Origin of the sequence: Salinibacillus aidingensis (genome assembly GCF_039522525.1) — a bacterium.
GTDB lineage: Bacteria > Bacillota > Bacilli > Bacillales > Alkalibacillaceae > Salinibacillus > Salinibacillus aidingensis.
In genome coordinates, this window is the sequence record NZ_BAAADO010000001.1 from 35,132 (window position 1) to 47,962 (window position 12,831).

Below are 12,831 nucleotides of genomic sequence, written 5' to 3' on the forward strand. Positions count from 1 at the left end.
CTCCATCCAACGTTTTATTCATCATAAAGGTTAACCTGTTAAATCAATGAATATTATCTTTAAATTATTTATCTTTAATTCGAAATAAATATATCATGATTCGTATGATCTGTCAAAATCATTCATTCTAATAAGCAAAGGATTTTAAGTCCGGGAAAAGGATATAGTAAAATATAGCTAACTTTTTAAAAGAGGTGTTTATATGAAAATTGAAGTATGGTCTGATTTTGTATGTCCATTTTGTTATATAGGTAAGCGCAGATTAGAACAGGCCTTACAAAAGTCCCCTCATATTAATGATGTAGAGTTAGAATACAAAAGCTTTGAATTAGATCCAAACGCTGAGGAGTATAATGGAAAAAGCATGGCTGAGTTAATTGCCGCTAAGTATGGTATGAGTATTGAACAGGCAAATGAGAATAATGAGCGATTGCGACAACAGGCAGAAAGTGTTGGCTTAACCTATCATTTCGATACGATGAAACCGACCAACACATTTAAAGCTCATCGGCTGGCTAAATTTGCGAAGAAGCACGGAAAAGAAAAAGAAATAACAGAAAAACTACTATATGGCTATTTTACCGAATCCAAAAATTTAAGTGACGATGATGTGCTCGCAGATATAGCTGAAAATACCGGCTTAGATCGTGAGGAGTCATTAACCATCATTAAGGATGACAATGCTTATGCGGATGATGTGCGAATGGATGAAAGAATAGCCCATCAATACGGAATATCTGGTGTCCCTTTCTTTATTCTGAATCAAAAATATGCCATTTCAGGTGCACAGCCACTGGAAACCTTTATAAGTGCATTAGGTAAGGTCTGGGAGGAAGAAAATCCAAAACCCCAATTTGAGGATTTATCAGGAGAAGGAACTAATAACGCGTTTTGTGCGGACGGAAGCTGTGCTATACCGACGGATGATAAATAAAGTTAAAAACCTGGCTATTTTGCAATAGGCAGGTTTTTAACTTTTTCCATTAATTTTTGATCTGTTTTTGATGTTCGTAACAATAAACCTTTCCATTAAAACGGTCATTCGTCAAACAGTAATTCTTCACTTTTTCTGAAACCCTCTTCTGACAGATCACACATTTATACTGTTTATCAGAGGTCTTTTTTGATTGCAGGCTCTGTACATGCATTTCTCTTAATGATGAATCCGTGATATTTTCCTGGCTTAAGGTTTCATAAATTTCTATTATATTCTTTTCTGACAGTAATGGTTCACTGTGGAGACGTTTTAAACTTCTTACTTTGCGGTTTATAAACTCAGACAATTCTAAGTCATAAATAATCAGTTCATCTGATGATATCTTTCGTAATTCAGGCTCTATTTTAAATGTACATCTTTTTGTAAAGGAAACTAGAGAAATAAAGTGATTATGGAATCCAGGGTGAATAATATTCTTTATTGCCTTAATATGACCGTAATTTTGGTGGAATGGATTCATCATTTTAAAGTTCCCATTTACAGACCATGTTTTACGATTTCGTCCTCCGTAAATGGTTCCTTGATAGTTTTTGGTTTCAAGAACAAAGATTCCATATGGAGATAGAATAATATGATCGATTTGAGAATACCCTGACCTCGAACGCGGATTTTTAATCATAATGTCACTCAGGTACTTATACTCATTAGGAAGTTGATCCAATTCAATATTAATCTTGTATTCTCCTAATTCACCTTTACGGGATGCAATTCTTTTCTGGTCTTTATTTTGCTTTATCCGTTTTTGATTTTTATCACTCTTTTTTGACGTCGCTTGTTCTTTTTTTCTAAACAGATTTAAAAATGGCATCAATTAATCTCCTTTTCCTATCAAACAAGTTCCTAAAAATACCTGGCCATATGATGGTTCGTAAATTCATAGCCCATCTTTTGATATAGATATACAGCTCGTTGATTATGAGCAAACACATGCAGGCCAATCTTCTTTAATCCAAGTTTTTGTGCATAAGTATCTAACGCACTCATACTCATTTTTCCCATTCCGTTCCCTCGAAATTGTTCGTCTATGAAAAAGTCATAGATAAATGCTTCTTTACCCAAATTGGTCCATTTAATATGTAACCATAACATCCCGATATGGTTGTTATCGTGGAAAATAGACAATAATTGATGGTTTTCTGTGTTTAATCCATCTGGAAGCAGCTTAGTGAATTGATCTTGTGCTTTCTCCAGTGCCTGACTCTTGTCTAAATTCCCTGCTCTAACAGATTCTTCTGCAAATTGTTTGATTGACTTTTCAATATAATCAGAATAAACATCTTCTGTCATAGGCTCAAACTTAATATCCATTTCCTGCTCATCCTCTCCTTTGTTAAAATTTAAATAGTTTAATAGACGATCTAGCTAAAGAATATTTTACCATAAATTTCATGTAAAAACTTATAGCTAACCCTTTCACCAAAACAAGGATGACTAAAATAAGCCATCCTTGTTATGTATCCTTTACTGCTGCTGATTATTTTGACTTTGCTGTGCTTGCTGAAGCTGCTGAGTAGCTTGCTGTAATTGCTGTTGAGCCTGTTGGAATTGCTGCTGCTGTTGTGGCTGTGCAGATGCCTGTGCCTGCTGAACTTGCTGTTGGGCCTGCTGCAGCTGCTGCTGTGCTGCCTGAATGACTTGTGGATTTGCTTGCTGAGTAGCTTGCTGTACAGCCTGCTGAGCCTGCTGCACCGCCTGTTGTGCCTGCTGTGCCTGTTGTTGATTTTGTGCGATAATGAATTCCTCCTTTCGTAATTACCTTTTTATGTTTTTTAGAATGTGGTTCTTTTATTCATGTTTCTGAGAATTGTTGCAAACATATTGTTTTTCAAATAAAAAATGCATACCAGGAAATAAATCCTGGTATGCAAATCTTTAAATAGAGTGGACTTTTATAATTACCGAAAGTTTCTATTATTTTCGATTTCTCTTGAAACCAACACATAAAAAATAGTCGATACAAGGGAAATCAGTGTTACGCATAACGTACGTTTCATGTAAGAACCCCTCCCTTATTTTGTCCCATATTAAAAGAGACTAAGCTTACCTTTTTTAAGTACAAGGCCCGGGCCACCGAGCATGAATAAGTAACGGTTATCGACAACATTTTTCATCGTTTTTGCCGGTTTTCCGAATAACTGACGATCAAATACAGTTCCAATGGCTTCAGAACCACCAAGGGATGCGACTGTACCCTTGTTTTCGAACTTATATTCCTGCATAGGTCCACCGTAAATTAAAGATGCAATGTTCTGTGCTGCTGTATCTGCCTGCTGCATGGCATTCTGCGCATTTGGCGGATAAGGACGATCATTTTCTTTATCCATTACCCAGGCACAATCACCCAAAATAAAGATATCTCTGTATCCTGGAGCACGCAGATCATTATTAACTGTTACTCTACCTTTTGTAATTTCAAAGCCTGATTCTCCAAGAATAGAATTCGCTTGTACACCACCAGTCCATACAACGGTTCCGGCTTTAATTTCTTCACCTTCCCCTACGACAAAACCATCCTCTTTGCACTCTTTAATCATTGTGCCCGTTCTGAATTCTACACCACGTGCTTCCAAAGATGACTTGGCATAGGTGACCAATTCTTCATCAAAGCCTGGCAGAATACTTGGAGCAGCCTCCACATTGATGATACGTGCCTTATAACGAGGAATATCATATTTTCGGCACAGTTTTTTAACGCTTTCAGTAAGCTCACCAACAAACTCAATTCCGGTAAACCCAGAACCGCCTACTAAAATTGTCAGCAGTTCCTCTTTATTTCCTTCTTCATTCTTATAACGGGAGAATTGATACTCAATATGGTCGTAAATTAAACGACTGGAGTCAATTGTCTGAATAGCAAATGCGTTTTCTTTCATTCCTGATATGCCAAAAGTAGCACTCTCAAACCCGAGTCCTACAACAAGAATATCATACTGTAATTCGCCATTCTCAAGTACGACTGTTTTCTCATCCTTTTTAATCTCAAGAACAGAATCCTGGATAAGGTTAACCCGGTGTTTCGTATCAATGACATCACTGATCATCATACGAACCTGATTCTGATTAATCGTTCCTGCTGCTACCTGATGCAGCCAGGTGGTTTGATAGTGATAATTATGTTTATTGACAAGTACAATTTCAGCTTGTTCTGGACGTAGGAGCTTGGTTAATTTTTTTGTTGTCATCATACCTGCATATCCGGCACCCAGGACGACAACTCTTGGTTTCTGATTACTCAAAACAAATCCCCTTCCTCTATATTTGACAGCAGAATCATGTGTCAAATAATTTTTCTTTAATTAGCCTCCAATTACTACTTTATCAATAATTGAACGGTTTTTACAGTCAAAACCATTAACTTTTCATAACCTGACTAATCATCTGACATAATAAAAGTGTAATGTAATGAATGGAGGGCAGAATGATATGTTTCGATTCTTAAAGCCTATTCTTATTTCCATATTGATTTTGTGCCTTGCCCTCTTCCCCTTTGCAACTGAAGCGAAACAGGATCAATCAGAAACGATTTCTGTGAAACTGCTCGGGGTCAACGATTTTCATGGTCAATTGGAAAGTATGGAAAAAGGAGATAAAAGGCTGGGGGGTGCGCCGTACCTCGCATCCTACTTACATCAATACCAAATGGAATCTGATGAAAATACCCTGCTTGTCCATGCAGGAGATGCGGTTGGGAATAGCCCGCCCATTTCGGCCTTTTTACAGGATGAGCCGACCATTGAATTCTTAAATCGCACTGGCTTTGATGCTGGTACAGTAGGTAATCATGAATTTGATGAAGGCTTAACAGAACTGAAACGACTGATTTACGGAGGGCACCATGAAAAAACCGGCTATTTTCAGGGGGCAGATTTTCCGTATACAGTGGCTAATGTTATTGATAAAAAAACAGGTAAGCCCATCCTCCCCCCTTATATCATCAAAAAAGTACAGGGTGTTCCAATTGGAATCATTGGAGTTGTCACAACTGACACAAAATCAAGGGTTGACGAAGAACATGTCAGAAATCTCGAATTTAAAAGTATTACGGATTCCCTTAATCAAACGGTAGAAGAATTAAAAGAAAAAGGTGTAAAAACCATCGTTGTGCTGGCGCATGCTTCAGCAAACTCAAAAAAAGATGGCTCAAAGCCTTCAGGAAAAATACCGGAAATCTCACCAGAGCTTGACGATGAAATTGATGTCATTTTTGCCGGACACAACCATAAATACGCCAATACAGTTGTAGACAATAAATTGATTATCCAGGCCTACTCAAAAGGAAAAGCTTTTTCTGAAGTAGATCTTCAAATAGATCCCCTTACCGGAGATGTCATTTCTAAAAAGGGTAAGGTAATTAAAACCTTTCATAAAGGAATAAAACCTCACCCTCAGCTGAAGGAGTTTGTCAATGAACTGAAACTTATAAAACATGTCCGATGAATCTACTCATGCCCGTTGTAACAGAATCAAACCATTTATACCTCTCATGATTTCTTTATCTGCATTTTTATAAAGAATCGGCTGTATAAGCCGATTCTTAGCCTTTATTCCACTTTTATCGGGACAATCTCTCCGTCCTCAACAGCTGCCACTCGAGTATTGATTTCAAATCCGCCATTTTCATCAATACCAGGAATAACGTATACCTTTTTATCTTCTGGTAAACCGTCTAATCCGGATTGAATATTTTCATAAATCGTTTTTGCATCCTCTGTATTACCAGCTGCTTTCATCGCCTCAACAAAAATATACATAGAAACATAATGAAATCCAGCTTCAGAACCAGGGTCCTCATCATATTTCTCATGATATTTTTTCACAAATTCTTCAGTTCCGGGATAATTCGCATTAACGAGAGGCATTGTACCAATTGAACCTTCTAATGGCTTGTAGGATCCACCAATAACTTTTTTCATTTCATCCAATTTCGCCTGATCCATAATCATAAATCCACCTTCATAACCGAGATCACGTGCCTGTTGTACCACTTTTGCTGTAGGTTCAGATGGCCCGCCAACTAGCATCACATCAGGATCGTTTTCTATAGCATTGGTGAGTAAAGTGAAGAAATCCGTGTCTTTTGAAAAATCAATTGAGGCATTATGAACGACTTCCCCTCCCTGGTCTTCCCAGTGAGGAATCAAACCCTCCGCCCAATCCTTTCCATACTGTGTAACAGGTGGTAGTGCAGCCAGTTTATTTCCGAAACGATCCATCATGTACTTCGTGAAAGGTTCAACATAACCCGCATAGCTCGGAGGTATTCGAACCGTTAAAGAATTCCCTGTTTCTGTAATGGCGGGCTCACTTGTATATGCGCCAATAATAAAATTTTCCTGTTCATTAAATACTTGCAGGGCTTTAACTCCTCCGCTATGTGGAGTAAAGATAATGGGCGTATTATGTTCTTGAACTAAACGTCTCGCATTTGCTGCTGCCTCATTAGGAAGATACTGGTCATCAAGTGTTTCAAGATTAATCGTATAGGTCGTTCCATTCACTTCAAAGCCTTCGTCATTAATTTCCTCAACAGCCATTTCCAAGCCATTTAACGTATTTTCTCCATAATAGGCAGCAGCACCACTTAAAGGTCCGGTATACCCAATGTTGACAACTGCCTCACCATTTCCTCCCGCTTCTTCTCCGGAGCAAGCTGCCAAGATGAAACCAAGAATGACAAAACTAATTAAACTAAAAAATGCTTTTTTCTTCATATTCAGCCTCCTATTTATAATATTCAGATATTTATTCGCAAAAAATATCTGATCCTGCTAAGCCCCGATATAAGCTTTTCTCACCTTTTCATTGGCAAATAACTCTTCAGAACTTCCCTCAACAACAATTTTTCCATTTTCATAAACATAACCTTTGTTGGCAATTGCTAAAGCTGCATGAGCATTTTGTTCGGCTAGTAGAATAGTAGTTCCTTCCCTGTTAATTTGCTGGATACTTTCAAACATTTGATCAACAATTAGTGGAGCTAAACCAATTGACGGTTCGTCTAACAACATAAGTTTTGGCTTAGACATTAATGCTCTTCCTATTGCCAGCATTTGCTGCTGACCTCCACTTAAGGAGCCTGCCGGATTTTTTCTTTTTTCATATAAAATTGGAAATAGCTCATAGACTTCTCTAAGTGTCTGTTTAATTTTCGCTTTTCTTTTTCGATGAACATAGGCACCCATCATTAAATTTTCCTGTACTGACATTTCAGGAAACAACTTTCGATCCTCTGCACATTGAACAATCCCTTTATTTACAATTCTATCTGGCGTTTGGTCATGAATAGGCTCATTCTCCAATTTTACACTTCCTGCTGAAGTTTTTTTCAGTCCACTTATGGTTCGAAACGTTGTACTTTTACCTGCACCATTTGCACCTAAAAGTACTACAATCTCACCCTTATCCACACGAATATTTATGTCCTCCACAGGAGTGAAATTTCCATATTTTACAGACACATTTTCTAAATCAAGCACTCGTACTCCCTCCTAAATAAGCCTTTATGACTTCCTCATTACGATTAATTTCATCAGGGGGCCCTTGAGCAATTTTTTCTCCATAGTTTAATACCATGATTTGTTCTGCTAAATTCATAATCATTTGCATTTTGTGCTCGATCAAACAAATGGTCAGGCCTTTTTCAGCCATTTTTTCAATTAACTCGGATAGTTCTGCTGTTTCATCCGGATTAATGCCTGCGGTTGGCTCATCAAGAAAGACGATTTCCGGGTCGGTAGCCAGAGCAAGTGCGAATGCGACACGTTTTTTCTCTTCTTGTGAAATATTGGCAACCCGTTGATCGACGGCATGATTGAGTCCCACGAATTGCAAAACCTGAATAGCCTTTTCTTTACATTGCTCTTCTTCACGTTTTAATCGTCTAGTCCTGAATATCGAATCAAAAAGGGTCGATTTTGTTCTTAAACGGTGCCCTACTACCACATTATCGAAAACGCTTGCCTGCTCAAATAAATTAGTCGTTTGAAAGGTTCTGGCCACGCCTAATTTTGCTACTTTATTAGCACTTAAGCTGGAAATATCCCTGCCTTTAAAGATCACTTGCCCTGCAGTTGGACGATATAGCCCACTGACTAAGTTAAAAAATGTCGATTTCCCTGCACCATTAGGCCCTATAATGGCATTGATTTTACCTTTTTCAATCGTAAAATCCACATCTTTAACTGCAAATAACCCGCCAAATTGTTTCGTTAATTGTTTAGTTTCCAGTATCATCCGTCCACCTCCTAAACCTGTTCTTCCGCTTTTGTAAACTTTGCGCTTTTCTTAAGATTTCTTTTTGCATACCACTGGGAGAAGAGTCCGGAAATCCCACCAGGTGAAAAAATAACCATCAAAGTTAATAGAGGTCCAAAAATAAGCATGCGATAGTCCTGTAAAAACTGCAGATTTTGTGAAAGCCACACAATTAATAGCGTTCCAACAATTGGACCCGACAGAGTACCAATTCCGCCTACAATCATGTAAGTCAGCAAGTCAAAGGTGATGTTAATATTTCCTATATCAGGACCAATAAAGCGAATGAAACACGCATACAAAGTCCCCGCAATCCCTGCAAAAAATGTAGATAAAACGAAGGATAATAATTTGTTTTTTGTTGTAGATATGCCTAAAGATAGCGCCAGATCTTCACTGTTTCGTATTGCAATGAAGGTACGTCCGGTTAAGGAATGAATCAGTCGATAGATCACAAGGATTACGAGTAACAAAATGGCAAAAACAAAATAGTATTGTGCCAATGGAGTTGACAGGTTAACAGGACCAATATTCGAGGGAGCCGGAATACCAATAAGTCCCCGCACACCTCCTGTAAGTCCTTCCCATTTATCAACAAGCAAGTAGATAATATATCCTACACATAGCGTGTAGATTGCAAAAAAATGTTCCTTTGTTCGAAGGGCGATTAATCCAATTAAAAAACCAACGGCTGTTGTTATCATTGGTGCTATAATAAATGCCGACCAGAAGCCAAGTCCTGCTTTTACAGTGAGTAAACCGAAAGCATAGGCCCCAATCGCAAAAAATCCTGCATGTGCTAACGATAAATATCCAGTGTATCCAGCTAGTAAATTCAATCCATAAACCGCGATCATCCAGATAAAGGCTAACGTCATGACATGAAGAAAATATTCATTTTGTGTTATAAATGGGAAGAGTATGGCTAAAAGAATTAGGCCGATGACGATATTTCGACTTTTAAAAATTGATGTCATTTAGGCTTCCCCCTTTGAAAAAATCCCCTGAGGCTTAATGGTTAGAATAATAACCAAAAGTGCAAAGGAAATAATATCACTGTAATTACTAGATAGATAAGTGGCCCCAATACTTTCACTAAACCCAATAATATAGCCACCAAGTATAGCTCCAGGAATACTTCCCATACCACCAATAATAATAATGACGAAAGCTTTTAGGATGACGAGGTGCCCCATACTTGGAAATACCAGATTTATCGGTGAGGTCAGGGAAGCACCAAGTGCAGCTAAAACACCGGCAATAAAGAACGTTAGCATTGCAACCTTATTGGTATTAATCCCAACCAAATGTGCACCTTCCCGATTTTGTGCCATGGCAATAATTGTTGCGCCTGTATAGGTTCTTTTTAGAAATAAATAAAGTAAGATCATCGCTACAACAGCCGTTATCACTATAATCAGCCTTTGCATGGTTACCGTTACACCAAATAAGTCTATAACCTGCGCAAAAGGCGTTTCCATTTGCTGATAGTCAGCTCCCCAAATCAATTGGGCCAATGATTCTAAAAATAACAACATACCTATTGCGGCAACTTTATGCTGAATGGGTGTTGAGTCTTTTAACGGATGAAATACCAGTCTTTCCATTAAAACACTTATAAACCCAACAACTATAATGGAAATAAAAAGTGAGATTAAATAGTGGAATCCTAAGGAGGACATCATGGTATAGGTAATATAGGCACCAATCATATACAAAGCGCCGTGGGCAAAATTAGGAATGTGTAAAATACCGTAAACAAGAGTTAAACCCAGAGCTACCAAACTATAAACACTTCCAACAGTTAGCCCGTTAAAAAGCTGTTGAAGGAGTACATCCAAATTCCCTCTCCCCTTTCATTGACACTTATGGAAGTGTATGGCCAGAGTCTCAAACTCTAACCATACCCATAACTGAAACCGCTTCCATTTGATTGCTGATAATGATTATTTCCCTTTAAAATTCGGCTCTCGCTTTTCTTTAAAAGCCTGAACCCCTTCTTTATGACTCTCTGTTGTTACAATGGTTGCCTGTGAAATTCTTTCAAGTTCAAGAATTTCATCCAATGTAGAGTTGTAGGACTGATTCGAAATCTTTTTAATAAATTGATAGGCTTCAGATGGTCCACTGGCAATTTTATCAGCAAATTTTTCAACCTGATCTTTAAATTCCGCCAGAGGATAGGTGTGGTTTACAATACCTAATGAGTGAGCCTTTTCTGCTGTAATAGGTTCAGCTGTAAACAATAGTTCTTTCGCTAAATACGGACCGATCAATCTGGGCAGAAAATAAAGACCTCCCCCATCTGAACTAAGCCCAACTCTCGAAAAACTTAAAACAAATTTACTCCCTTCCGCTGCTAAAATCATGTCACAGGCCAGAGCGAGATTAAATCCTGCACCAGCGGCATAGCCATGAACAGCTGCGATGATAGGTTTATTCAAATCTCTCATTGCTAAAATCAGATCATTAAGATTTCCAATATGATGATAAGTAGCCAAGGAATCAGCAGAACCCATCGTTTTGACATCACCACCGGCACTAAAACCACGGCCTGCTCCGGACAATGTAACGACACGTATAGAATCGTCGCTTTTCGCTTCCTCGATCGACTCTTTAAGACCTGACATCATTTCCGGACTAAAGGCATTTAGGCTGTCAGGCCGATTAAGCGTAAGATGCATCACCCCATTGTTTTTACTAACTAGCAAATGCCTGGTTTCAGTTTGTTCCATGAATCTTTCCCCTTTCCTTTTGATATTGTTCCGCCACCACAAACCTTTTATCTTTCACATACGGAACGATTGGAAACACATCTTTTTGAGAGACAAATTCCAGTTCCTGATCAAAACCAAACTTCATTAACATTTGACCTACACTTGACGATTGCAGGACTTCTGCACTTTTATTTTGTTTACTCTTAAAAAATTCGCAGGCAGCATATGCAGAATCGGATAATGACCAGTCAGCATGTGATTGTTCAAATAAGGCATGAATGAAATGACCAGCCCCATAAAAATCTTCTACATTAAACATTCCTGATGAGCCTGAGCATACTAAGATAATGGTTTCATTTTGATAATGTTTGAGCAATTGTTCAGCTACACGTTTAGCATTTAGCAGGGAAGCAACGAATACAAACTTGGAATGTACAGAATTACGGATCGCAACCGTACCATTTGTAGTAGATAAAATCACATTCTTATCAAAAACTTTTCCCTTTAGAGCTTTAGGATTAGGAGATTGAAAACCTTTTATAGGTAATCCCTCATATTCGCCTACCAGCAGATAGGAATCCCGCTTTTCATTACGGACAATCTGTCTGGCTTCATCCCCATTCAAAACGGGTATGACTGTACGGGCTCCATATTGAAGTGCAGTAGTGATGGTTGAGGTGGCAAGTAAAATATCAAAGACAACCACAAGTTTATCTCCTTGCAGTTTTTCTTTATTTAATTCTTCTTTTTTCAATAAAACATGTATTTTCCCCATTTATAGCACCTCAAATTTCAGATTTAAATTCGCTTACTTGCCATCTCAGACGCGTAATGAATTAAATTTTTTACAAAGAGGTCTAAGTGAGCAAAGCGCTCATCCTGCGTTTGACCTTTTTTGTAACGATAATAGATTTGCTGACAAATAACCGCCAACTTGAAATAAGCAAAAGTAAGATAAAAATTCATATTTGTCACATCACGGCCGCTTTTTCTCGCATAAGACTCCATAAATTCCTTTCTCGTCATAAATCCGGAGCGGGCTGTAATTGGCTCATCCCCCAATCCTCTTTTTAGTAAATCGGAGTCATTCGCTTCAATCCAATAGCTCATGGCGACACCTAAATCTGCCAATGGATCTCCTACGGTGGTCATTTCCCAATCAAACAGCCCTATCACATCATTAAAGTCATCATTAAACATGGAATTGTTCAACTTAAAATCATAGTGGATAATAGCTGGTTCTGGAGAATGAGGGATATTATCTGCCATCCAGCTGGTTAATTGATCAATTCCGTCAATTTCATCCGTTTTAGAACGTTCATATCGTTTAATCCAGCCATGTACCTGCCTCTCGAGGAATCCTTCTGGTTTTGTTATATCTTTTAAACTCGTTTTTGTGTAATCAATACTATGAAGGTTGACTAGTGTATCAACCATCCGTTCAGATATTTGCCTGCAGAGGTCTTCTGTAACCTGTACTCCATCTGGGAAATGTGAATCTAAAACAACCCCATGTTTTCGTTCCATAACAAAAAATGGCCGGCCAATCACATTCTGATCTGCTAATACGTATGGTTTCGGTGCGGGTGAAAAATATGGATGGATTTCTTTTAAAATAGTATATTCCCGTTCCATATCATGAGCTTTGGGGGCTACAGGTCCGAGTGGTGGACGTCTGAGAACACCTTCCCACTCCCCAATTTGTAAAGCATAGGTTAAGTTAGATCTTCCTGCACCAAATTGTCTAATCTCTAACGGAGCATTGGGTAAGTCCTGAATGTGCTTTCTTAAAAAAGTTTCAATAACTTTTACGTCCAGTTCTTCTCCCTTACGAATGGGGATTGTGTCTGACATGGTTCTCCT

At 38.3% G+C, this 12,831-nt stretch carries 14 protein-coding genes; 2 read left to right on the forward strand and 12 right to left on the reverse strand.

The window, feature by feature from the left end; genetic code table 11:
• Nucleotides 1-202: 202 nt before the first annotated feature.
• A complete protein-coding gene (locus ABD006_RS00210; protein ID WP_343836241.1) occupies nucleotides 203-934 on the forward strand; it encodes a DsbA family oxidoreductase in 732 nt (243 codons plus the stop codon).
• A gap of 49 nt (nucleotides 935-983) precedes the next feature.
• On the opposite strand, the gene ABD006_RS00215 is transcribed toward ABD006_RS00210, so the two are convergent.
• The 4 genes from ABD006_RS00215 to ABD006_RS00230 all read right to left on the reverse strand — a co-directional run bounded on the left by ABD006_RS00215 (nucleotide 984) and on the right by ABD006_RS00230 (nucleotide 4,233).
• Nucleotides 984-1,805, reverse strand: a complete 822-nt coding sequence (locus tag ABD006_RS00215) for a nuclease-related domain-containing protein (protein WP_343836244.1) — start codon at nucleotides 1,803-1,805, stop codon at nucleotides 984-986.
• A 32-nt stretch (nucleotides 1,806-1,837) separates the two neighbouring features.
• Nucleotides 1,838-2,305: a GNAT family N-acetyltransferase gene (locus tag ABD006_RS00220; RefSeq protein ID WP_343836247.1), complete on the reverse strand. Its 468-nt coding sequence runs from the start codon at nucleotides 2,303-2,305 to the stop codon at nucleotides 1,838-1,840.
• Between the two features lie 153 nt (nucleotides 2,306-2,458).
• Nucleotides 2,459-2,686 carry a hypothetical protein gene (locus ABD006_RS00225; RefSeq protein ID WP_343836249.1) on the reverse strand — a complete coding sequence of 76 codons (228 nt, stop codon included), beginning with the start codon at nucleotides 2,684-2,686 and terminating at the stop codon, nucleotides 2,459-2,461.
• Nucleotides 2,687-3,021: 335 nt separating this feature from the next.
• Complete coding sequence (locus tag ABD006_RS00230) at nucleotides 3,022-4,233, reverse strand: NAD(P)/FAD-dependent oxidoreductase (RefSeq protein WP_343836251.1); 1,212 nt, start codon at nucleotides 4,231-4,233, stop codon at nucleotides 3,022-3,024.
• Between the two features lie 187 nt (nucleotides 4,234-4,420).
• On the opposite strand from ABD006_RS00230, the gene ABD006_RS00235 reads away from it, so the two are divergent.
• Complete coding sequence (locus tag ABD006_RS00235) at nucleotides 4,421-5,434, forward strand: metallophosphoesterase (protein ID WP_343836253.1); 1,014 nt, start codon at nucleotides 4,421-4,423, stop codon at nucleotides 5,432-5,434.
• Between the two features lie 104 nt (nucleotides 5,435-5,538).
• Here the strand turns inward: ABD006_RS00235 and ABD006_RS00240 are convergent, their stop codons facing one another.
• The 8 genes from ABD006_RS00240 to ABD006_RS00275 all read right to left on the reverse strand — a co-directional run bounded on the left by ABD006_RS00240 (nucleotide 5,539) and on the right by ABD006_RS00275 (nucleotide 12,822).
• Complete coding sequence (locus tag ABD006_RS00240; protein WP_343836255.1) at nucleotides 5,539-6,708, reverse strand: ABC transporter substrate-binding protein; 1,170 nt, start codon at nucleotides 6,706-6,708, stop codon at nucleotides 5,539-5,541.
• Between the two features lie 57 nt (nucleotides 6,709-6,765).
• Nucleotides 6,766-7,473, reverse strand: a complete 708-nt coding sequence (locus ABD006_RS00245; RefSeq protein WP_343836257.1) for an ABC transporter ATP-binding protein — start codon at nucleotides 7,471-7,473, stop codon at nucleotides 6,766-6,768.
• On the reverse strand, nucleotides 7,466-8,230 hold the full coding sequence (locus tag ABD006_RS00250; protein ID WP_343836259.1) for an ABC transporter ATP-binding protein: 765 nt from the start codon (nucleotides 8,228-8,230) through the stop codon (nucleotides 7,466-7,468). The genes ABD006_RS00245 and ABD006_RS00250 overlap by 8 nt, the downstream gene beginning before the upstream one ends.
• A gap of 11 nt (nucleotides 8,231-8,241) precedes the next feature.
• Nucleotides 8,242-9,228 carry a branched-chain amino acid ABC transporter permease gene (locus ABD006_RS00255; RefSeq protein WP_343836261.1) on the reverse strand — a complete coding sequence of 329 codons (987 nt, stop codon included), beginning with the start codon at nucleotides 9,226-9,228 and terminating at the stop codon, nucleotides 8,242-8,244.
• Nucleotides 9,229-10,092 (reverse strand): branched-chain amino acid ABC transporter permease, encoded by an 864-nt coding sequence (locus ABD006_RS00260; RefSeq protein WP_343836263.1) that lies wholly within the window; start codon nucleotides 10,090-10,092, stop codon nucleotides 9,229-9,231. It abuts the gene before it with no gap.
• Nucleotides 10,093-10,197: 105 nt separating this feature from the next.
• Nucleotides 10,198-10,986 carry an enoyl-CoA hydratase/isomerase family protein gene (locus ABD006_RS00265; RefSeq protein ID WP_343836265.1) on the reverse strand — a complete coding sequence of 263 codons (789 nt, stop codon included), beginning with the start codon at nucleotides 10,984-10,986 and terminating at the stop codon, nucleotides 10,198-10,200.
• On the reverse strand, nucleotides 10,973-11,743 hold the full coding sequence (locus ABD006_RS00270; RefSeq protein WP_343836267.1) for a 2-phosphosulfolactate phosphatase: 771 nt from the start codon (nucleotides 11,741-11,743) through the stop codon (nucleotides 10,973-10,975). The genes ABD006_RS00265 and ABD006_RS00270 overlap by 14 nt, the downstream gene beginning before the upstream one ends.
• 23 nt (nucleotides 11,744-11,766) lie before the next feature.
• Entirely contained in the window at nucleotides 11,767-12,822 is a 1,056-nt protein-coding gene (locus ABD006_RS00275) for a phosphotransferase family protein (protein WP_343836270.1), read from the reverse strand.
• Nucleotides 12,823-12,831 lie beyond the last annotated feature (9 nt).

What these genes read in the sequence shown, in the direction of transcription:
- ABD006_RS00210 (WP_343836241.1), top strand. Translation starts at nt 203, where the DNA reads ATGAAAATTGAAGTATGGTCTGATTTTGTATGTCCATTTTGTTATATA.
- ABD006_RS00215 (WP_343836244.1), bottom strand. Translation starts at nt 1,805, where the DNA reads ATGCCATTTTTAAATCTGTTTAGAAAAAAAGAACAAGCGACGTCAAAA.
- ABD006_RS00220 (WP_343836247.1), bottom strand. Translation starts at nt 2,305, where the DNA reads ATGGATATTAAGTTTGAGCCTATGACAGAAGATGTTTATTCTGATTAT.
- ABD006_RS00235 (WP_343836253.1), top strand. Translation starts at nt 4,421, where the DNA reads ATGTTTCGATTCTTAAAGCCTATTCTTATTTCCATATTGATTTTGTGC.
- ABD006_RS00240 (WP_343836255.1), bottom strand. Translation starts at nt 6,708, where the DNA reads ATGAAGAAAAAAGCATTTTTTAGTTTAATTAGTTTTGTCATTCTTGGT.
- ABD006_RS00250 (WP_343836259.1), bottom strand. Translation starts at nt 8,230, where the DNA reads ATGATACTGGAAACTAAACAATTAACGAAACAATTTGGCGGGTTATTT.
- ABD006_RS00255 (WP_343836261.1), bottom strand. Translation starts at nt 9,228, where the DNA reads ATGACATCAATTTTTAAAAGTCGAAATATCGTCATCGGCCTAATTCTT.
- ABD006_RS00265 (WP_343836265.1), bottom strand. Translation starts at nt 10,986, where the DNA reads ATGGAACAAACTGAAACCAGGCATTTGCTAGTTAGTAAAAACAATGGG.
- ABD006_RS00270 (WP_343836267.1), bottom strand. Translation starts at nt 11,743, where the DNA reads ATGGGGAAAATACATGTTTTATTGAAAAAAGAAGAATTAAATAAAGAA.
- ABD006_RS00275 (WP_343836270.1), bottom strand. Translation starts at nt 12,822, where the DNA reads ATGTCAGACACAATCCCCATTCGTAAGGGAGAAGAACTGGACGTAAAA.